Genomic DNA, 19447 nt, shown 5'->3' with positions numbered 1-19447 from the left:
GGCTAGGCTCCTCTGGTGCAGGTTAGAATTGTTGGGAGCTGCGTTCCAGCCCCTTGATGACATCGACGCGTGGACCGGCCTGTGGCGCAGCTGCTGCGGCAGGACGGCGGCGGGGGAGCGGCTTGGCTTGCACCATGGCGGCGGGGGCTGCCATGGCGACTTTTTCATCGAGCAAACTGGACTTGGTGGCGCCTTCCGTGTTGACGGGCTTGTCCTCGACCTGGTTGCGCAGCACCAGCGACAGGGTGCCTACGCTGCGCGCCAGGTCGAGTTTTTCCGCCTGCTCCGGTGTCAGCTCCAGGGTCACGGCGTTGACCACCTTGGGCTTGGTGTCGTCGCGGCTCGATTCCTGGGCGATGGCCAGCACGAGGATGCGTTCGAGCACGATCTTGGAAATGTTCGGATCGCGGTCCGGTGTCTTGCGCGCCCCTTCGCCCTGGGTGTTGACGAGGATGTCGACGAAGTTGCCGGGCAGGGCGAAGCCGGCCACGCCCACCACGTCGTTGACGCGCACGGTCATGGCGCGCTTGCCCTCGGCGACGACGGCCGACAGGCCGCCTTGCGTGCCGGGAGGCGCCAGCTTGCCTTCCATGATCGGTTCGCCGTGCTGGATGCTGGTGCGCGTGACGCGCGTTTCCAGCAGTTTCGGATCGTTGACGGCGCCCGGCGGCAGCGCGTTCGATGGCCAGTCCACCATGCGGACCATGTCGGGGGTGAGGCGCGCGCCCAGGCTGATGTCGACCTGGGCCACGGCCACCTTGTTGATGTTGCCCGAGGCTTGGGCATTGATCCAGCGCGCGGCCACGATGACCGCGGCGAACGCCAGGATGACCGCAATGGCCATCATCGTCAGAGCGCGTGCGTTTCTCATTTTGCTTCCCCTTTGTGCTGGACCGCTGCCGGTCCGTTATGTGTGCTTGCAAGGTCGTCATCGCTGCCGAAATAGTTTTTCCATGCCCACAGCAGCACTTCCGGATTCAGCTGCGCTGCGTGGTCTTCATAGCGCGCCTGGTCGCACACCTGCGCCAGGATGTCGCGCGGATAGCAGGCCAGCAAGGGCCGCTGGTATTGGCTGTGCAGGTGCAGCAGGTAGGTGTAGGAGGCTTCGTCGAAATTGATGCCCAGCTGGGCGCAGGTGCTGCGGAACACGGCCAGGTAGTGGTAGGCGCTCAGGGGGCCCACGTGGATCTTGTAGCCGATGCGGCGCAGGAAGGAGTCGTCGGCCAGGTGCTGCGGCGCCAGGTTCGACGAGAACACGACGATGACGTCGAAGGGCACGGGGAATTTGTAGCCCGTGTGCAGCGACAGGTAATCGATATGCCGCGCCATCGGCACGATCCAGCGGTTCATCAGTTCCACGGGCGAGCAGCGCTGGCGGCCCAGGTCGTCGATGATGAAGATGCCGTTATTGGCCTTCAGGTGCGGCGGCGCCTGGTACAGGCGGTTACCCTGGTCGAATTGCAGGTCCAGCATGTCGAGCGTCAGCTCGCCGCCCGTCAGCACGGCGGGACGCTCGGCGCGCACCCAGCGCGGGTCGGGCGGCACGGAACCGCCGTGCGACAGGGTGTGCAGCATGGGGTCGAGGAAGGGCAGCACTTCGCCGTCGACCATCACGGCATGAGGCAGGGCGATGGCGCCGCTGAGCAGGCCGTTCAGGCGCTCGGCCAGATAGCTCTTGCCGCTGCCGGCGGGGCCGTGGAAGAACAGGGCGCGCCCGGAATTCATGGCCGCGCCCAGCTGGTCGAGCACGGCCGAACTGGCCACCACGTCGCGAAATTCGCGCTGCACGTCGTCGCGGGTGACCTGCATGTCCGCCACGCTTTGCGCCAGCACCTGGTTGCTGTAGTCGGCCAGGGTGACGGGGGCGGGACCGCTGTAGGCATTGCGGCGCATGTATTCGGCGGCGCGCAGGCGGCCCTGATCGCCCAGCAGGTAATACAGGTCGGCGTCGGTGCCGCTGCCGCCGTTGCGGCGTGCCTCGCACAGCTTTTCGGCGCGCATGAAGGTCAGCAGCGGTTCGAGTACGCCGGCGCCCAGTTTCACGTGCGTCGACAGGGCGGGCAGGCCGATCTGGCCGCGCAGGAAGAGTATCTTGACCAGCAGTTCGACCAGGAACAGGAAGGGCAATCCCGTTTCCTCGACCGTGCGTGGCGCGCGCTTGGCTGCCGGCTCGATGCCGCCGCCGTCGCTGCGTTCTGGATAGGTGTCAGGCATGATAGGTACTCCTCTTGCTTGGGTGGCCGGTTATCAGAAAATGAAGGGCAGCAGGCGGTACTTCACCTGCCGCATGTAGACGCGATAGCGCACATCGGTGGACAGGAAGCGCTCTTCGCGCAGCAAACGCGCCACCAGCATCAGCATGGCCAGCACGTACACGACGCCGTTCACGGGCGAGATATTGGCCAGCAGGTAGCCGCTCAGGGAAATCAGGTAGCTGGCATACAGCGGATGGCGCACCACGCGGTAGGCGCCGCCCGTCTTGATCTCGCGCTGCGCCGCCACCAGGCCGAAGCTGCGGTTCAGCGACAGCAGGCCGGCGATCTGCAGCAGGCTGCCGAGGGCCAGCAGGTAGCGCGCGCCGGGCCAGATGGCCATGTCGGCGGGCGAGAGCAGGAAGGGGGCGAAGGTGGCGCCGATGGCCAGCAGCCAGTCGCCCGCATCGGTGGAGACGCTGACGGGGGCCGAGCGCACGATGAAGAACAGGGCGGCCAGGGTTTCGGCGGCGCAGAACAGCAAATAGCTCCAGTCGCCGCCCTGCAGGAATCCCACCACGTGGGCACTGGCGAAGAAGGTCCACAGGCAGGCCATGGCGATACTGGTGAACAGGCTGGCGTGGCGCGAGTGGCAGAGGGTGGCGAGGGTGTGCATGGTCGGGTCCTGTGGTGGCTGGTCGTCGGAGCGGCGCGTTTCAGCGCAGGCTCCACAGATGGTGGTATTGCAGGAACACCTGCAGCGCGGTGCCGCTGGCAATGGCGAAGGCGTAGGCCAGCTTGCCGGTGGCTGGCGGCGGTTCGGCGATCGTGGCGGCGCCGCCGGCAAGGCTGTGCAGCAGCGCGCCCAGCATCATGTGATAGGTGTTGCGCAGCACCAGGCGCAGGCGGCGGCCTGCCAGCGCGGCGGCCAGGGCCAGCACGCCGCCGCACAGGAAGGTCAGCAGGGCCGCTTCCAGCACCGCATCGGGGCCGAGGAAGGCGCCGCACATGGCCATCAATTTGACGTCGCCGGCGCCGAGGGCGCGCAGCAGGTACATGGGCAGCAGCAGGGCCAGTCCGGCGCCGGCGCCGGCCAGCGCCTGCAGCAGGCCCAGGCCGCCGAAGGAGGCGTCGAACAGGCCGTCGCCGGATGGCACGAAGCTGTTCAGGATCAGCCCCGCCAGCGTACCCCACAGCACCAGCAGGTTGGGGATGCGGCGCGTGCGCAGGTCGTGCCACAGCGCGGCGGCAAGCAGGGTGGCCAGCACGGCCAGGCACAGCAGCATGGGCAGGCGGGCGCTCATGATGTCAGTCCTCCCTTGCTCAGGCAGGGCGCCGTGGCCAGGTTCATGGCAGGGGCTGCGGCCTGGCTGCCCAGCATGCGTCCTACCAGGTGCCACACCAGCGCCGCGCCGGCCGCGCCCACATAACCGTCGAGCGCATAGTGCCAGCCCAGGTGGATGGAGCCGAGCAGGATCAGCACGGCGAAGGCGGACAAGGCGAGCCCGGCGGCGCGGCTCACTTTCCAGCCCATGATCGCCATCAGCACGGCCGTGGCCACATGCATGCTGGGCATGGCGGAGATGCCCAGTTCGCCGTTCGTGCCCTTGCTTTGATAGCCTTGCCACAGCATGTCCTGCACTTGCAGGGCCCACACGGGGACGTGCTGGTTGGCCTCATGCAGGTAGGCCATCAGCGGCGCATACGGGTCGCTGGCGTGCAGGTGGCCGTAGTAGCAGGGGCCGACCGAGGCAAACAGCACGGCCAGGATGCTGCCCAGGGCGATCCAGGTCAGCGCAAAGCTGAGCAGGAACTGCATGCGCAGCAGCGGCCGGCGGGTATCGAGGATGAGCCAGTACAGGATGGCGTAGAACAGGAAGAACCAGAAGTGGTAACTGAAGTTGAGCAGGCCCGTGATGAGCGGGTGGCCCAGCAGTGGCTGCAGCCTTTCCCATGGGGCCTTGCCGCCATGCAGCGCCATGTCCCAGGCGGACAGGCTGGCATCCCAGGTGTACGGATGCAGGCGGGGGATGGCGGCCTTGAAGACGGTGAAGCTGGAGGCGAAGACGGGGATCAGCAGCATGGCTGGCAGCGCGTGCAGCAGGCGCTCGTTGCTCAGGTAGCGGCGCAGATCGTGGTACAGATAGTGGCACAGGCGGTGCGGGCGTTTCACCACCATGACATGGATGGTGTAGCCGCACAGGATGAAGACGGGGCCCGTGAGGATGGCCACGAGGAAGCCGGCCAGTACGTTGAGGGTGTCCGAGGCGCTGGGCAGGCCGCCGGCCAGCAGTGCCGCGGCGGCGGCATACAGCAGCACGATCAGCAGCAGGGCGCGGTGGGTGCGCAGCGAGGCGCGCAGGGTATTCATGACAGGGCCAGGACCACTTGGTCCTTGACGTAGACAAACAGCAGCTTGACCTGGTCACCGAGCAGGGTGATCGTGATCACCAGCACTGCCGCGATCAGGCCCGCCAGCAGCGCGTACTCGATCGCCGTGACGGCGGACTCGTCGGATAAACGGCTGAAGAGAGTTTTCACGATGGGCCTCTGATAGGTGAGCAGGGGGAAACTTGCCTGTGGCGTTGACCTGGCGGTAACCGGACTGGCGACGTGCCAGCCCGGAGTACCGTGTTCAGGCGGCAGCGGTATTGGCGGAGGTGAGCTTGGTGCCGATGGTGCTGAACGTTTTTTTCAGCTGCGTGCCGACGATGGTGACGGCAGCGATGATCACTACGGCAATCAGGGCAGCGATCAGGCCATACTCGATTGCGGTGACGCCATCTTCTTCGCGGATAAAGTTTTTGATGAGGTTCATGACAACTCCTGGTGGTGGTTAAGGTACAGCGGTGGGTAAAACGGCATGGCAGCGTTGCTTCCTGGCGCACTCATGGACTTTCGCCCAGTGCCAGCAGTCCGATGATGCAGACCACCGCCATGAGGGCCGCCACAAGTGCATAGCGGTAGAACGCAGCCTTTTCCTTGCCCTGTAAATAGGTGATCAGGGCTGTCGGAAGAAACTTGTCAAAGCGCATGCTGTGCTCCGTGTTGTGGTGGGCCGCGCGGTGATTTGCACTCCGGTAAATCCACTATAGAAGTCGGCACCTTGATCTACATCAGAAGAACATCCTTTTATTGCGAGGAGGAACTGCTTGTTTTTTTCGTGACAATTGTCATGGTCGAGTTTGGCGCGCAGGGGCGAAGGGAGGCCATGCCGGTGGCTGGCGCAGGGAGGTGGCGGGGAAGGGCGTGCGCGGCCGTGCAGTGGCCGTGCAGGAGGGCGGCGTCAGGCGCCGGGCGGCAATTGGCCCAGCTGGTGCTTGGTGGCGTAGGCGTACAGTTCCAGGCGGTTGTACACGCCCAGCTTGCGGTAGATCGACGTCAGGTGATTGCGCAAGGTGTGTTCGGAGATGAACAACTGGTCCGCCAGCAGCTTGGCCGGCGTGCCGCTGCCGTGCACCAGCGCGGCGATGATCTTTCTTTCCTTGAGGGTCAGGCTGGCGACGGCGATGGCTTGTGCCGAGCCGCCGCCGGGCTGGGTCAGCTGCGTCAGCATGCGTCCCAGCATCGCGTGTTCCAGCCACAGTTCGCCCTGGTACACCTTTTCGATGGCTTTCAAGACCATCTCCGCCGGCGCATCCTTGCTGACGATGCCGCGCGCGCCTTTCAGTACCGTCTGGTCCAGGATGGCCTGGTCGTGGCTGGCCGTCAGCACCAGCACGCGCGTGCTGCCGCACTGCGCCAGCGCGGGCAGGATGGCCAGCGAGCTGATGCCGCCCAGGTCCAGGTCCAGCACGATCACATCCGGTTGCAGCGCCTTCGCCTGCTCCAGCGCCTCGGCGCTGTCGGAGGCCGTGGCGACCACGCGCATGCCCGAGTGCTCGCCGCCGATCAGCCGCTCCAGGCCCCACAGCATGGTCTTGTGATCGTCCACCAGCATGACGCTGATAACATGGCCGGCCGGAGGGATGTGGCGTAAGTCATTCATATGGGGATCTCGATCTGCACGGAGGTGTTGCCCAGCATGCCATGCGTGACGCGGGCGGTGCCGCCCAGGGCGGCGGCGCGCTCGGCCAGCGAGTCGGGCAGGAAGTCGGGGACGTGCGCGGCGGCGCATTCGTTGTCGATGCTGATGTGCAGCGCGCCCTGCACGCAGGTCAGCTTGACGGCGCCGTGGCGCGCCGACGTATGCTTGCGGATATTGCTCATGCCTTCGTTGACGATCTGGAACACTTCGGCCGCCAGGCGGTCGTTGATGTGCAGGTCGCCTTCGATATGCAGGGCGATGTCGATGCCATAGAATTCGCGGATCTGCGTGGCCTGGCGGCGCAGCGCGACGAGCAGTTCCGGCTCGCTTTGCACTTGCCCATTCTTGAACGTGCGCGCATAGCTGCGCAGGTCGGTGATCACCTGGCCCGACATGATGATCAGCTTTTCCAGCTCGGGCAGCAACGGGTTGCCCGGCGTGGCTTCGTTGCGCAGGGCGGCCAGGCCATGGCGCAAGCCGATATACGGCTGCACGGCCGTGTCATGCAGGTCGCGCGCGATCTTTTCGCGCTCGCGCGAGGCCGCCTGCGACGCCAGGCGGTCGAGCAGATCGATGTTTTCAATGACGGGAAACGCCTGCGCGCCGATATGGCTGAGAAACAGGGCGTCCGTCTTGCTCATGCTGGTGGCGGACACGATGAAGATGCGGCCTTTGCCATTGCGCAAAGGCAGCGGCGCGCTGATGAAGGCGTGCGCTTCAAGCAGTTCGGCCAGGCGGCCGCCCGCCGCGTCGTCGTGCCGCAGCCAGCGCCCGCTGTCGGGCTCGAGCATGCGCGCGCCGCCTGACCATGGCAGCCAGCGGCCGGCGGGCTGGTTGTACAGGGCGATCTTGTCGTACGGGAAAGCGAGCAGGGGACTGGCCGCATCGTCGCTGAGGATCGAACTCGTATGCACGACGCCCGTGCCCGTATGAATCACGCTGCGCAGCGACCAGACCCGCGTGCCCTTGTCCTGCATGATCAGCAGGCAACTGCGGCCGTTGAAATAACTGCGGGTTTTTTCCAGCACCGAGGTGATGGTCTGGTCGACGCCGAAGCGCGGATTGGACAGCTGGCTGACATCGCGCAGCAGCGCCAGGTGGCTGCGCTGGGTGATGGCCGAGCCGCCCCAGTAGGCGATCATGTAGCCGAGCGCCAGCAGGAAGGTGGTGCGCAACAGCAGGCGCGACAGCTCCGCATCCGTTTCGCCGAACAGGGCGGTGGCGGCAAACAGGCCGGCCGAGGCCAGGGTGACGCGCGCGCCTTCCTCAAAGCCCCGCTGGAACGACGAGGTCAGGATGGCAAAGAAAAAGAACAGGAAGAATAAATTGTTGTGGCTGCTGGTGGAAAACACGATCAGCGCATACCAGGCCACGTCCAGCCAGTACAGCAAGATATCCTGCGGCAGGCTGAGGCCCAGCAGGGTCAGCAAATAGAGCAGCAGGCTGTGCATGGTGTAGGCGGAAAAGATCAGCCAGGTGATCTTGCTCAGCTTGCCGGCGCTTTCGGGGTCGATGAACAGGGTCAGCAAGGTGGCGCTCGACAGCAGCAGGCGCATGCCGTTCACCATGGTCGTATCCATGCCGGCACCCGGCAAGCCGGATATGAGGGGAGGATCGAGATTCACAAGCGCTCCTGGCCATGTCCCGCATGGGTGGGCCATGCGCAGGGATAGATACCACAGATAAATTCTTGTTATTGTTGCTGCAATCAGTGACGAGTCTACGCACACGCCGTAAAGATGTCTACTGGAATCCTTTGCCCTGCGTTGCTTTTTTTATAGCGGCTGCGCCATCACGCGGTTGCGCCCGGCGCCCTTGGCCTGGTACAGGGCGCGGTCGGCGGCGCCGATCAGGGCGGAGATGGCCAGCGGCTGCTGCGGGTACTGCGTGGCGATGCCGATGCTGACCGTGATGTGCTTGACTTCATTGCCCGTCTTGGCATGCGGAATGCGCAGGTCGGCCGCATGCTGGCGGATCGCCTCGGCCATGCGCAGCGCCTGCGCCGCGTCCGTATCGGGCAGGATGGCGGCAAACTCTTCGCCGCCATAGCGGGCCAGCAAGTCGGTGGGGCGCTGCAGCATGGCGGCCAGCTCGGCCGCCACGCGGATCAGGCAATCATCGCCCTGCTGATGGCCGTAATGGTCGTTGTAATCCTTGAAATGGTCGATGTCGATCATCAGCAGCGACAGCGGGCTGCTGGTGCGCATGGCGCGCCGCACTTCCTTCTCGATCGCCACGTCGAAGTGGCGGCGGTTGGCGATGCCCGTCAAGCCGTCGGAAAAGGTTTGCGAGCGCAAGACCATGGTCTGTTCGCGCAGCAGCTTTTCGCGTCCCACGGCGATGGTGACGTCATTGATCTGGATCAGGCAGTGGCGCGGCGAATCGGGTAAATTGATCGGTGTGACGGCGATGGCTTGTTGCATGCGTTCCTCGCCGTCGTTGCCGCCCGTGGCCGCGCCATGCGTGTACAGCGCAAACGGCGCCTTGTGCAGGGTTTGCGACAGCAGCGACTGGAAATTGTCGCGCAGGGCCTGGGTGATGGCCGAATCGATGCGCTTGTGCCGCATTTCCGGGAAGACGGCGAAGAAATCCTGGCCCAGCACGGCGTCGGCCTGGCGGGCCGAGTGGCGCGCCATCCAGCTGTTCCACAGCACGATGCGGTGCTGTTCATCGAGCACGATGGCGCCCAGGTTCACGGCGCCGAGTATGCTCTCGAGCAGGGCGAGTCGATGCAATGCATCCGGCATGATCGTCACGCCTGTCCCAGGACCTTGGCCAGGTAGCGGCTGACCTGCTGTTTCAGGTCGTGCAGGGCGGACAGGTCGAGCACGAAGGCCACATAGCCATGGATCTGGTGCTTGGACAGCACGAAGTCGATATGCAGCATCAGCACGACGGCTTCGTCATCCTGGCCGCCGAACGAGGACAGGATTTCCGCACTGGTGCCCACGTGGTACAGGGGCAGCGAGCCATGCAGTTCGCTGTCGAACAGGTTGGCCAGGGTTCCGACGCAGGAGTTGAGGATGATGTTGCCGATCTCGCTCATCGCCTCCTGTTCCATCTCCGTCAGTTCCTGCAGCGGCATGGCGTCGCCCACCATCAGGCGCACGATTTCCAGGCTCTTGTCCTCGGGAAACATCAGGATGGCTTCGGTGGCGAAAGCGCCATCGTAATGCTGGCTGACGCCGCAGATGCGTTCGCCATCCTTCTTGCTGCCCAGCAAGGCGGCCGCGTCGGCACGGTTCAGGAAGGTGATCGATGGCACCGACATGGTGACTTCTTCATTCACGATCTCGCTCATGGCCGCCGCCGCATGGCCCACCCCGATGTTGAATATCTCTACCAGGGCATCATTCTCGAGTTCGGAAAGATTGACCATGCTCACAGTCCCAGTGATTCGATCAGCTGGTGGATGCGCGTTTCCGTGATCGGTTTTTCCATGAAGCCGACGCCCAGTTCGCTGGCGCGGTTGCGGGTGGCGTTCTGCACATTGGCCGTGACGAGAATGATGTGCGTCTGCGGACACAGCGCGCGCAATTGTTCCGCCGCCGCGATGCCGCCCATGCCGGGCATGTTGACATCCAGTAGTATCAGCACAGGGGTGGCGGTCTTGACTTTTTCCAGGGCTTCCTCACCCGTCGCCGCCTCAATCACTTGCCAGTCGGCATGTTTGCTGAGGATGAACTGATGCGACATCAAACGTGAAACCCGGCTGTCATCGACAACAAGTACCTGTTTACTGTGATTCATGTGCTATTCCTGAAACGTCATATCGGGGCTATCGTGCCATTTTCGCATATTTTAAAGGGCATAGAGTGTAAATGGACGCGCAATTGCCTTAGGGCAAGGTTTTCGCGCTTGCCTGTTGTATCGCGGCGCCTTGTCGGTCATGATGGCCGGCTGGCCGGGCTGGCAATCCGTTAAAATAGCGCCATTCCTCACTTTAGCCTGAATGCCATGACCCAAGACGAATTGAAGCAAGCCGTAGCCCGCGCCGCCATCGACTACGTAGTAAAAGGTGAAATCATCGGCGTCGGCACCGGTTCCACCGCCAATTTCTTCATCGATGAACTGGCCAAGATCAAGGACAGCATCAAGGGCACGGTCGCGTCGTCCGAAGCGACGGCCGCGCGCCTGGCCGGCCATGGCATTCCCGTCTTCGACTTGAACGATGTTGAGTCGATCGCCGTCTACATCGACGGCGCCGATGAAATCACGGCCAGCGGCGCCATGATCAAGGGCGGCGGCGCGGCATTGACGCGTGAAAAAATCGTTGCTTCCGTATCCAAACAGTTCGTCTGCATCGCCGACGGCTCCAAGCTGGTGGAAACCCTGGGCGCCTTCCCGCTGCCGGTGGAAGTGGTGCCGATGGCGCGCGCGGCCGTGTCGCGCCAGCTGGCCGCGCTGGGCGGCACGCCCCGCCTGCGCCTGAAGGCAGGCACTACCGAAGCGTTCATTACGGATAACGGCGGCGAGATCATCGACGTGCTGGGCTTGAAAATTGCCGACCCGGTGGCGCTGGAACAGCAGATCAACCAGATCGTCGGCGTCATCGCCGTCGGCCTGTTCGCCGTGCGCGGCGCCAACGTTTGCCTGCTGGGCATGCCGGAAGGCGTGCGTACCCTGGCGTACTAAGATGATAGCCGGCGTTCGCCGGCATAGATGTGTTAAGCGGCGGCCCCTTGCGGGCCGCTTGTCATGTGTGCCTGGCGGTACACGGCCACGGTGCGCAGCAAGCCGCCGAGGAAGATGCCGCTGAAGCAGCCATAGGCGAGGCAGACAGGTACGATGAAGCTGGCCGCATGGGCATAGGCGGGGGCGACGGCCAGGGTCACGGCGACCGCATATTTCATGCAGAAAATGCTCATCATCAAGATCATGGGTACCCAGCTGCCGGGGCGCTGCACGCTGCTCCGTTCGGGAATGGCCACGATGGTGTCTGTCTTGGTCAGCGACCATGCCAGCGCCGCGCCGGCCAGCGCGCCGGCGACCCAGGCGAACGGCGCCATGCCGGCCAAGCCGAAACTGCCATGTACGCCGCTCAGCGACAGGGCCAGCATGACCAGGGGAATGATGCACAGCTTGCGCAAGCTCACTTCGCGGGCGCGGCTGGCCAGCACGCCGCGGTAGACGAGAAAGCCCAGGATGGCCCAGACGTAGAGGGGAGTGTGGCTGAAGATTTGCTGCAACATGGTGTCCGCCTTGGTGTGAGGTTGTCGATGGACGTACTGTGCCAGCCGGCGGCGTGGGCGGCGAGCGGCTTGCGACGAAACGGGGAGGCGGTGCCGTGAAACGGCGGGGAAAGGCGTGAAACGAAGGCGTAACTGCCCGTGACGTGGTCACGGGCAAGCGATACAGCTTATTCCGTAGGCGGCACGTAACCCATGGCCGCATCGGCGCCATCGCCGAAGAAATGCTTTTCCATCTGCGTGGCCAGGTATTTGCGGGCGCGCGCGTCGGCCAGGTTCAGGCGGTTTTCATTGACCAGCATGGTCTGGTGCTTGAGCCAGGCAGCCCACGCTTCCTTCGACACGGATTCGTAAATCTTCTTGCCCAGTTCGCCCGGGTACGGCGGGAAATCCAGTCCTTCGGCTTCCTTGTTGAGTTTGATGCAGTGGATCGTGCGGGCCATCTGTGCTCCTGAATCAGTGTAGAGATAAAGCGTGATTATAAGGTACTTTGCGCCTGCCCTCGCGGGGCCGTCGCGGCCTGGCGACACGCCGTTTGCCGCGCCCTTGCGCTGGATCAAATTTGATCTGCGCCGCCCTAGCTAGTAAGATGCCTTATCGCGCCAGCCGCTGGCGGCGCCTCTTCCAACCAAGTAGTAATAATTAACCAATATGGAATCCCTATGACCTCAGTGAAAGTCCATGGCATCGATGTCAGCAATACAGGCAGCTTTGCGCTGTTTGGCGGCATCAACGTGCTCGAATCGCGCGATCTCGCCATGCGCGCTTGCGAAGAATACGTGCGCGTCACGCAAAAACTGGGCATTCCATATGTGTTCAAGGCCAGTTTCGACAAGGCCAACCGTTCATCGATCCATTCCTACCGCGGTCCGGGCCTGGAAGAAGGCATGCGCATCTTCCAGGACGTGAAGGCGGCGTTCGGCGTGCCCGTCATTACCGACGTGCATGAACCATGGCAGGCGCAGCAGGTGGCTGAAGTGGTGGACGTGCTGCAATTGCCCGCCTTTTTGGCGCGCCAGACGGACCTCGTCGTGGCCCTGGCGAAAACCGGTAAAGTCATCAACATCAAGAAGCCGCAATTCCTCAGCCCTGGCCAGATGGCCAATATCGTCGAAAAATTCAAGGAAGCGGGCAACGATCAATTGATCCTGTGCGACCGCGGCACCTGCCTCGGCTACGACAACCTGGTGGTCGACATGCTGGGCTTTGGCGTCATGAAAAAGACGTGCGACGACTTGCCGATCATCTTCGACGTCACGCACGCGCTGCAGCAGCGCGACCCCGGCGGCGCCGCTTCGGGCGGCCGCCGCCAGCAAGTGGCGGACCTGGCCCGCGCCGGCCTGGCCGTCGGCATCGCCGGTCTGTTCCTGGAAGCCCACCCTGATCCTGACAACGCCCGCTGCGACGGCCCCAGCGCCTTGCCGCTGGACCAGCTGGAGCCGTTCCTGGCGCAATTGAAGGCACTGGACGAGCTGGTCAAGTCGTTTGCCCCATTGAATATCAAATAACGATCTGAATGTAAAAAAAGCCCGGCATGCCGGGCTTTTTCAGTTTTACAGTGTCTTGATCAGCACTTGGGATTTACGTTGCCAGTTATACATATGCTGGCGGTCCTTTGGCAAATCGTCGACCGTAGCCGGCACGAAGCCCCGTTTCTTGAACCAGTGCGAGGTGCGCGTGGTCAGCACGAACAACTTGTTCAGGCCGGCGGCGCGGGCGCGGTTTTCCATGTGTTTCAGGATGCGTTCGCCATCGCCCTGGGCTTGCACTTCCGGGTTCACCGTCAAACATGCCATTTCTGCCATCTTTTGTGCGGGGAACGGGTACAGGGCGGCGCAGCCGAAGATCACGCCGTCATGCTCGATGACGGAGAAATAATCGATTTCGCGCTCGATCAGCTCGCGGCCCCGCTTGACCAAAGTGCCGTCCGCTTCCAGCGGTTCGATCAGTTTGATGATGCCGCCCACGTCTTCGATGGTGGCCTGGCGCAAGCTTTCCAGGTTTTCATGGCTGATCATGGTGCCCACGCCATCATGGGTAAACAATTCCAGCAGGGCGGAACCATCCATCGAGAACGGCACGATGTGCGAGCGCTCGACGCCGTTGTGGCATGCCTTGACGCAATGTTTCAAATAAAACGCCGTGGCGTCGGGCAAGAAGCCGGCCATCAGCACGGCTTCGGCCTGGTGCGACGACAGTTCACGGATTTCCACGCCCGTGGCGTCTTCCATCATCGGTGTTTCCGTAATGAAAATCAGTTTGTCCGCGTGCAGGGCGATGGCGGCGCTGCAGGCCACGTCTTCCATGGTCAGATTAAACGCTTCGCCCGTCGGCGAGAATCCCAGCGGCGAGAGCAGCACCAGGCCGTCCGAGCCGAGGATGGAGTGGATGGTTTCGGCGTCGACCTTGCGCGTGATGCCCGTCAGTTCCAGGTCCACGCCATCGATCACGCCCAGCGGGCGCGCCGTGATGAAGTTGCCGGAAATGATACGGATGGCCGCGTGCGACATGGGCGTGTTCGGCAAGCCCTGGCTGAACGCGGCCTCGATATCGAGGCGCAGCTCGCCGGCGGCTTCCTTCGCGCATTCCAGCGCGGCAATGTCCGTGATGCGCACGCCGTTGTGGAAACGGCCTTCGACGTTACGCAAGGCCAGTTGTTCCGCCACCTGCGGCCGCGAGCCGTAGACGACGGTGACATTGATGTCCAGCGCATGCAGCAGGGACAAATCATGGGCCAGCACCTGCAGCGCCCCGGCGCTGACGAGTTCACCGGGGAAGGCGACCACGAAGGTCTTGCCGCGAAAGGCGTGGATGTAGGGCGCGACTGAGCGCAGCCATTGGACGAATTGGGTAGGGTTTTCCATTAAGCGCATTATAATTCGCTGCGCGATGTGCGCGCTTAAAATACCTGTAAAAAACAATGTCTTCAGCCAGCAATAAGTCTTCCCCTCCTTCCACCGTTGCAAATGTGCCCGCCAGCGGGGATGTTTCCGCGCCTGCGGCCACGCCTGCGCAGGGCCGCCAGCGCCCGCCCGTGAGCCAGCAAAGGCAGCAAGCGCCGCGCGCGGAACAGCAGAAACAGCAACAGCAGCAGCGATCGGGAGAGGGCAAGCCCCAGGCCGCGCGTCCGCCGCGCGAGGGGCAGGAAAGCCGCGAAGCCCGCGATGCGGCCCGCGCCGCGCGCGAAGCGGAAAAGGCTTTCCGCAACCCGCTGCCGCCGATCACGTATCCGGAAGACTTGCCCGTCTCGGGCCGGCGCGAAGAAATCGCCAAGGCCTTGACGGAAAACCAGGTGATCATCGTCTCGGGCGAGACGGGTTCCGGCAAGACGACCCAATTGCCGAAGATTTGCCTGGAACTGGGACGCGGACAGAAGGGCCTGATCGGCCACACGCAGCCGCGCCGCATCGCCGCCTCGTCGACGGCCAAGCGCATCGCGCAGGAACTGGGCACGCCGCTGGGCGAAACGGTCGGTTTCAAGGTGCGCTTTGCCGACACCTTGACGAAGGGCGCGTCCGTCAAGCTGATGACGGACGGTATCTTGCTGGCCGAGACACAGACCGACCCGTTGTTGAAAAATTACGACACCATCATCATCGATGAAGCGCACGAACGCAGCCTGAACATCGACTTCCTGCTTGGGTATCTGAAGCAGCTGCTGCCGCGCCGGCCCGACCTGAAAATCATCATCACCTCGGCCACCATCGATGCGGAACGCTTTGCGCGCCATTTCGGCACGCCGGAAAAGCCGGCGCCCGTGATCGAAGTGTCGGGCCGTTTGTACCAGGTGGAAGTGCGCTACCGCCCCGTGGAGCGGGAGCAGGTGGCCATGCCGGGTGCCGGCGCGGGTAGTAGCGGCGCCGACAAGCCGGGGCAGAGGACGGCCGCCGCGCGCGAAAAGCGCGACTTGATGGATGCCGTCGTCGATGGCGTGGAAGAGCTGTGCCGCATCGGTTCGGGCGACGTGCTGGTGTTCTTGCCGGGCGAGCGCGAAATCCGCGACTGCGCCGAAGCGCTGCGCAAGCACCACCCGCCGCACGTGGAGATTTTGCCCCTGTTCGCCCGTTTGTCGGCCGAAGAGCAGGAGCGCGTGTTTAAAACCAGCAATGCGCGCCGCATCGTGCTGGCCACCAACGTGGCGGAAACCTCGCTGACGGTGCCCGGCATCCGCTACGTGGTCGACGCGGGCCTGGCGCGGGTGAAGCGCTACAGCTACCGCAACAAGGTGGAGCAGCTGCAGGTCGAGCCGATCGCCCAGTCGGCCGCCAACCAGCGCGCCGGGCGTTGTGGCCGCGTGGCCGACGGCGTCTGCATCCGCCTGTACGAAGAGCAGGACTATTTGCTGCGCCCGAAATTCACGGAACCGGAAATCCTGCGTTCCTCGCTGGCGGCCGTCATCCTGCGCATGAAGTCATTGCACCTGACGGACGTGGAAACCTTCCCCTTCATCGAGCCGCCGCTGGCACGCGCGGTGGCCGACGGCTATCAGCTGCTGCAGGAGCTGGGCGCCGTCGATGACGTCAACAAGCTCACGCCGCTGGGCAACAAGCTGGCCAAGCTGCCGCTGGACCCGCGCGTGGGCCGCATGATCCTGGCCGCGCTCGACAACGCCTGCCTGACGGAAGTGCTGATCGTCGCCTCGGCCCTGTCCGTGCAAGACCCGCGCGACCGCCCGATGGAGCACCAGCAGGCGGCCGACGAGGCACACAAGAAATTTGCCGACGAAAAATCGGAATTCCTCAGCTATCTGAAAATCTGGCGCTGGTTCGAGTCCGCCATCGAGCACAAGAAAACCAACCGCCAGCTGCAAGACAATTGCCGCGCGAATTTCCTGTCGCAGATGCGCTTGCGCGAATGGCGCGACGTGCACTCGCAGTTGTTGACCATCGTCAAAGAACAGGGCTGGCGCCTGAACGAAGCGCCCGCCACCTATGATAATCTGCATATGGCCTTGCTGACTGGCTTGCTGGGCAATATCGGCTTCAAGGGCGAGGACGAGCCGGGCGCGGGCTACCTGGGCGCGCGCGGCATCAAGTTCCATATCTGGCCTGGTTCCTCGCTGCTGAAAAAACCGGGCAAGTGGATCATGGCGGCCGAGCTGGTCGACACGACGCGTTTGTACGCGCGTTGCGTGGCGCAGATCCAGCCCGAATGGCTGGAAAAGGTGGGTGAGCACCTGCTGAAGAAATCGTGGGGCGAGCCGCGCTGGGAAAAACGCTCGGCGCAGGTGACGGCGTCCGAACGGGCTACTCTTTATGGCCTGGTGGTGTACAGCCAGCGGCGCATCAATTACGGCAATTTCAACTTGCCGGAAGCGCGCGAAATCTTCATCCGCGACGCCCTCGTGGGCGGCGACTTCGACACGCGCGCGCCATTCTTTGCGCACAACCATAAACTGATCAAGGACATCGAAAACCTCGAGCACAAATCGCGCCGCCTGGACGTGCTGGTCGACGATGAACTGATCGCCGCTTTCTACGACAAGCTGCTGCCGGCGGACGTGTGCAATGGCGCCGGTTTCGAGAAATGGCATAAAGAGGCCATACGCGACAACCCGAAGCTGCTGTACCTGAACCGCGAAGAGCTGATGCGCCACGAGGCGGCCGGCGTGACCACCGACCTGTTCCCGAAAACCATGTCCGTGACGGGCCTGGAAATGGGCCTCACGTACCATTTCGAGCCGGGCAGCGTGCGCGATGGCGTGACGTTGTCGGTACCCCTGTATGCCTTGAACCAGTTGCCGCGCGAACGCTGCGAATGGCTGGTGCCGGGCATGCTGAAGGAAAAAGTGCATCTGCTGCTCAAATCGCTGCCGCAAAAGCTGCGCCGCCACTGCGTGCCGCTGCCCGATTACGCGGCGAAGTTCTGCGAGCGCGTGTACGAGGCTGGCGTGTTCGGCCGCGGCGACCTGATCGACGCCATCATCCTCGACATCCGCACACAGATCACGATCAATGTGCTGACGACGGATTTCAAGCCGGAAACCTTGCCTGCCCATCACTTCATGAATTTCAAGGTGATCGACGAGCATGGCCGCCAGCTGGACATGGGCCGCAACCTGGCTACCCTGCAAGCGGAATTTGGCGGCCAGGCGCGCCAGAGTTTCCAGAAACTGGCCGAAGTGTCGGGCGTGTCCGGCACGGGCACGCCGGGTGCCAAGGTGGCGGGCGCGCAAGTGGCGTCGCGGCTGCAGGCGCAAGCGCAGGGTGCCAACGCGGCGCCAGGCAAGGGCGGCGCGCCGGCCAAGGGCGCAGCCGCCGCTGCGGCGCCGGCGTCGGGCAATGCCACCGTCTCGCAGCACATGGGCTTGACGGGCTGGACCTTTGGCGAATTGCCGGAGTTGCTCGAAATCGTGCAAGGCAAGCTGACCCTGATCGGCTTCCCCGCGCTGGTCGACAAGGGCACGCATTGCGACCTGGAAGTGTTCGACGATCCGACCGTAGCCGCCCGCACGCACAAGGTGGGGTTGCGCCGATTGTTCGCGCTGCAAATGAAGGAGCAGATCAAGTACGTCGAGAAAAGCATCCCCGGTTTGCAGCAGATGGGTATGCAATTCATGGCCCTCGGTTCGCAGGAAGAGTTGCGCGAGCAAATCATCAACAAGGCGCTCGATATTGCTTGCTTGCAAGATCCGCTGCCGCTGGACGCCGCCTCGTTCGCCAAGCGCCAGGCGGAGGGCAAGTCGCGCCTGGTCTTGCTGGTCAATGAAATCGCCCGCCTGCTGTCGCAAGTACTGACGGAATTCCACGGCTTGCCCAAGCGCCTGCAGAATATCCCGGCCGCGGCGGCCACCGATATCCAGTCGCAGCTGCAGGGGCTCGTGCATAAGCGTTTCCTGACGGAAAACGAGTACACGCAGCTGGCGCATTTCCCCCGTTACTTAAAAGCGATCAACGTGCGCCTGGAAAAGCTGCGCGCCGACCCTGCGCGCGACACCAAGTTGATGGCCGAGTGGCAATCGGCGGCCGCGCCGTATTTGCGCCAGGCCAAGGACCGCCAAGCCGGCAAGAACACGGACCCGAAACTGGTCGACTTCCGCTGGATGCTGGAAGAGCTGCGCGTGTCGCTGTTCGCGCAGGAATTGCGCACGCCGATGCCGGTTTCGGCCAAGCGCCTGCAGAAGGTATGGGAGTCGATGCAGCGGTGATAGTACCTCTATAAACCTACTGCGCAACTCACTATTGCGTCGGCGTTGCTCACCGTACTAGAGTACGGTTGCGCTACTCAACGCAATATTGAGCTTGCTCGCTACGGTTTCTAGAGGCACCGTGACACTAACGATGGGCGGCTATAGTCGCTTGTTCGCTAAATTCTGAAGCGTTTTCTGCCGGATTAGCAGAGCCGCCGAGGCGAAGCGCCGCGTACTCTGCGCTACTTAAGACCTCTCTCGTCAACTACGCTTATCCATCTTGTCATCGCCGAGCGCCGAACGCGAGCCCAGGTCGCCCTGGCTGCTGCCCGTGCCGGCGCGGCTGCCGCTCATGGAGGTGCCGGACATGCTGCTTTCGCTGCCCGATTGCAGGCTGGCGCTGCCGCGCAGGTCGCTGCCCGATGGCATGCGGCTGCCTGCCATGGCGCCGCTGCCGTAGCGCGTGCCGCTGCCATAGAAGGCTTCCATCTGCTGGTTCCACGCTTCGCTGCCCATGTCGGGCCAGTTGTTCTTGTCGAAGCCGGGGGCGTCTTTCAGCAAGTCTTTGTCCACGTTGAGCAGGAAGCGCTTGTTGACGGTGTCCAGGGTCAGGCGTTCCCAGGGTACGGCAAACAGCTTGTCGCCCATGCCCAGGATGCCGCCGAAGGACAGCACGGCATAGGCGATCTGGCCCGTGCGCATGTCGAGCATGATTTCCTTGATGTCGCCCAGTTCCTCGTCGTTGTGATTGTAGACATCGTCGCCGAGCAGGGTATCTGCCCCCATCAGTGCCGGCCCCGGGCCGTCGTGGTTGCGGTACATGCCCAGGATGTCGCGGTCCAGATAGCTCATGGTGTTCTCTCCTCTGGTGAAGTGCGGATCGAACATCCAGATTAAGCATGCGCACGAG

General features: G+C 63.4%; 20 protein-coding genes. 3 read left to right on the top strand and 17 right to left on the bottom strand.

From position 1 onward, the window contains the following. Positions 1-22: 22 nt before the first annotated feature. From cpaB to VPH40_RS09790, 13 genes are all read right to left on the bottom strand, one after another. Positions 23-871 (bottom strand): Flp pilus assembly protein CpaB, encoded by an 849-nt coding sequence (gene cpaB / locus VPH40_RS09850; RefSeq protein WP_099666909.1) that lies wholly within the window; start codon positions 869-871, stop codon positions 23-25. Next, positions 868-2214, bottom strand: a complete 1347-nt coding sequence (locus tag VPH40_RS09845) for an ATP-binding protein (protein WP_180278711.1) — start codon at positions 2212-2214, stop codon at positions 868-870. Before VPH40_RS09845 ends, cpaB begins: the two co-directional genes overlap by 4 nt. 33 nt (positions 2215-2247) lie before the next feature. Continuing rightward, positions 2248-2868 carry a methyltransferase family protein gene (locus VPH40_RS09840; protein WP_328573309.1) on the bottom strand — a complete coding sequence of 207 codons (621 nt, stop codon included), beginning with the start codon at positions 2866-2868 and terminating at the stop codon, positions 2248-2250. A 40-nt stretch (positions 2869-2908) separates the two neighbouring features. Next, positions 2909-3496, bottom strand: a complete 588-nt coding sequence (locus tag VPH40_RS09835; RefSeq protein ID WP_289916774.1) for a prepilin peptidase — start codon at positions 3494-3496, stop codon at positions 2909-2911. Further along, on the bottom strand, positions 3493-4563 hold the full coding sequence (locus tag VPH40_RS09830; RefSeq protein WP_328573308.1) for a phosphatase PAP2 family protein: 1071 nt from the start codon (positions 4561-4563) through the stop codon (positions 3493-3495). The genes VPH40_RS09835 and VPH40_RS09830 overlap by 4 nt, the downstream gene beginning before the upstream one ends. After that, the gene (locus VPH40_RS09825; RefSeq protein ID WP_077407717.1) at positions 4560-4733 is read right to left on the bottom strand and encodes a Flp family type IVb pilin; all 174 of its coding nucleotides are present in this window, start codon (positions 4731-4733) and stop codon (positions 4560-4562) included. Before VPH40_RS09825 ends, VPH40_RS09830 begins: the two co-directional genes overlap by 4 nt. Before the next feature lie 94 nt (positions 4734-4827). Beyond that, the gene (locus tag VPH40_RS09820) at positions 4828-5010 is read right to left on the bottom strand and encodes a Flp family type IVb pilin (RefSeq protein ID WP_035821247.1); all 183 of its coding nucleotides are present in this window, start codon (positions 5008-5010) and stop codon (positions 4828-4830) included. 70 nt (positions 5011-5080) lie between these two features. Then, positions 5081-5227 (bottom strand): hypothetical protein, encoded by a 147-nt coding sequence (locus tag VPH40_RS09815; protein WP_158300249.1) that lies wholly within the window; start codon positions 5225-5227, stop codon positions 5081-5083. Positions 5228-5478: 251 nt separating this feature from the next. Next, complete coding sequence (locus VPH40_RS09810) at positions 5479-6180, bottom strand: response regulator (RefSeq protein ID WP_251350351.1); 702 nt, start codon at positions 6178-6180, stop codon at positions 5479-5481. Continuing rightward, on the bottom strand, positions 6177-7844 hold the full coding sequence (locus VPH40_RS09805; protein ID WP_180278712.1) for a sensor histidine kinase: 1668 nt from the start codon (positions 7842-7844) through the stop codon (positions 6177-6179). Before VPH40_RS09805 ends, VPH40_RS09810 begins: the two co-directional genes overlap by 4 nt. A gap of 150 nt (positions 7845-7994) precedes the next feature. Continuing rightward, entirely contained in the window at positions 7995-8966 is a 972-nt protein-coding gene (locus VPH40_RS09800; RefSeq protein ID WP_328573307.1) for a sensor domain-containing diguanylate cyclase, read from the bottom strand. Between the two features lie 5 nt (positions 8967-8971). Next, positions 8972-9598 (bottom strand): chemotaxis protein CheC, encoded by a 627-nt coding sequence (locus VPH40_RS09795; RefSeq protein ID WP_034786994.1) that lies wholly within the window; start codon positions 9596-9598, stop codon positions 8972-8974. A 2-nt stretch (positions 9599-9600) separates the two neighbouring features. After that, positions 9601-9969, bottom strand: a complete 369-nt coding sequence (locus tag VPH40_RS09790) for a response regulator (protein ID WP_077407710.1) — start codon at positions 9967-9969, stop codon at positions 9601-9603. A gap of 207 nt (positions 9970-10176) precedes the next feature. Here VPH40_RS09790 and rpiA point away from each other — a divergent pair, with 207 nt between their 5' ends. Beyond that, entirely contained in the window at positions 10177-10854 is a 678-nt protein-coding gene (gene rpiA / locus VPH40_RS09785) for a ribose-5-phosphate isomerase RpiA (protein ID WP_077407708.1), read from the top strand. Between the two features lie 32 nt (positions 10855-10886). Here rpiA and VPH40_RS09780 read toward each other — a convergent pair whose 3' ends face one another. Next, the gene (locus VPH40_RS09780; RefSeq protein ID WP_328573354.1) at positions 10887-11456 is read right to left on the bottom strand and encodes a DUF6622 family protein; all 570 of its coding nucleotides are present in this window, start codon (positions 11454-11456) and stop codon (positions 10887-10889) included. A gap of 122 nt (positions 11457-11578) precedes the next feature. Then, positions 11579-11851, bottom strand: coding sequence for an oxidative damage protection protein (locus tag VPH40_RS09775; protein WP_034750797.1), 273 nt, complete (start codon positions 11849-11851; stop codon positions 11579-11581). A 219-nt stretch (positions 11852-12070) separates the two neighbouring features. Between VPH40_RS09775 and kdsA the strand changes: the two genes are divergently transcribed. Continuing rightward, positions 12071-12916: a 3-deoxy-8-phosphooctulonate synthase gene (gene kdsA, locus VPH40_RS09770; RefSeq protein WP_328573306.1), complete on the top strand. Its 846-nt coding sequence runs from the start codon at positions 12071-12073 to the stop codon at positions 12914-12916. Between the two features lie 45 nt (positions 12917-12961). Here kdsA and argA read toward each other — a convergent pair whose 3' ends face one another. After that, a complete protein-coding gene (argA, locus tag VPH40_RS09765) occupies positions 12962-14272 on the bottom strand; it encodes an amino-acid N-acetyltransferase (protein WP_046685875.1) in 1311 nt (436 codons plus the stop codon). Between the two features lie 170 nt (positions 14273-14442). Between argA and hrpA the strand changes: the two genes are divergently transcribed. Continuing rightward, positions 14443-18555, top strand: a complete 4113-nt coding sequence (gene hrpA, locus VPH40_RS09760; RefSeq protein ID WP_442906628.1) for an ATP-dependent RNA helicase HrpA — start codon at positions 14443-14445, stop codon at positions 18553-18555. Between the two features lie 243 nt (positions 18556-18798). Here hrpA and VPH40_RS09755 read toward each other — a convergent pair whose 3' ends face one another. Beyond that, positions 18799-19389, bottom strand: a complete 591-nt coding sequence (locus VPH40_RS09755; protein ID WP_305062529.1) for a PRC-barrel domain-containing protein — start codon at positions 19387-19389, stop codon at positions 18799-18801. Between the last annotated feature and the right edge of the window lie 58 nt (positions 19390-19447).

It is taken from the genome of Janthinobacterium sp. P210005 (assembly GCF_036231865.1).
Lineage (GTDB): Bacteria > Pseudomonadota > Gammaproteobacteria > Burkholderiales > Burkholderiaceae_D > Janthinobacterium > Janthinobacterium kumbetense.
The sequence above is the reverse complement of the archived record's forward strand: the minus strand, read 5'-3'. Positions and strand labels throughout refer to the sequence as shown.

Bases quoted from the DNA above. Each gene is read 5' to 3' on its own strand.
- VPH40_RS09830 (WP_328573308.1), bottom strand. From the start codon at position 4,563: ATGAATACCCTGCGCGCCTCGCTGCGCACCCACCGCGCCCTGCTGCTG.
- VPH40_RS09815 (WP_158300249.1), bottom strand. From the start codon at position 5,227: ATGCGCTTTGACAAGTTTCTTCCGACAGCCCTGATCACCTATTTACAG.
- rpiA (WP_077407708.1), top strand. From the start codon at position 10,177: ATGACCCAAGACGAATTGAAGCAAGCCGTAGCCCGCGCCGCCATCGAC.
- VPH40_RS09845 (WP_180278711.1), bottom strand. From the start codon at position 2,214: ATGCCTGACACCTATCCAGAACGCAGCGACGGCGGCGGCATCGAGCCG.
- VPH40_RS09795 (WP_034786994.1), bottom strand. From the start codon at position 9,598: ATGGTCAATCTTTCCGAACTCGAGAATGATGCCCTGGTAGAGATATTC.
- cpaB (WP_099666909.1), bottom strand. From the start codon at position 871: ATGAGAAACGCACGCGCTCTGACGATGATGGCCATTGCGGTCATCCTG.
- VPH40_RS09840 (WP_328573309.1), bottom strand. From the start codon at position 2,868: ATGCACACCCTCGCCACCCTCTGCCACTCGCGCCACGCCAGCCTGTTC.
- VPH40_RS09810 (WP_251350351.1), bottom strand. From the start codon at position 6,180: ATGAATGACTTACGCCACATCCCTCCGGCCGGCCATGTTATCAGCGTC.
- VPH40_RS09820 (WP_035821247.1), bottom strand. From the start codon at position 5,010: ATGAACCTCATCAAAAACTTTATCCGCGAAGAAGATGGCGTCACCGCA.
- VPH40_RS09775 (WP_034750797.1), bottom strand. From the start codon at position 11,851: ATGGCCCGCACGATCCACTGCATCAAACTCAACAAGGAAGCCGAAGGA.
- kdsA (WP_328573306.1), top strand. From the start codon at position 12,071: ATGACCTCAGTGAAAGTCCATGGCATCGATGTCAGCAATACAGGCAGC.
- argA (WP_046685875.1), bottom strand. From the start codon at position 14,272: ATGGAAAACCCTACCCAATTCGTCCAATGGCTGCGCTCAGTCGCGCCC.
- VPH40_RS09800 (WP_328573307.1), bottom strand. From the start codon at position 8,966: ATGCCGGATGCATTGCATCGACTCGCCCTGCTCGAGAGCATACTCGGC.
- VPH40_RS09835 (WP_289916774.1), bottom strand. From the start codon at position 3,496: ATGAGCGCCCGCCTGCCCATGCTGCTGTGCCTGGCCGTGCTGGCCACC.
- VPH40_RS09790 (WP_077407710.1), bottom strand. From the start codon at position 9,969: ATGAATCACAGTAAACAGGTACTTGTTGTCGATGACAGCCGGGTTTCA.
- VPH40_RS09755 (WP_305062529.1), bottom strand. From the start codon at position 19,389: ATGAGCTATCTGGACCGCGACATCCTGGGCATGTACCGCAACCACGAC.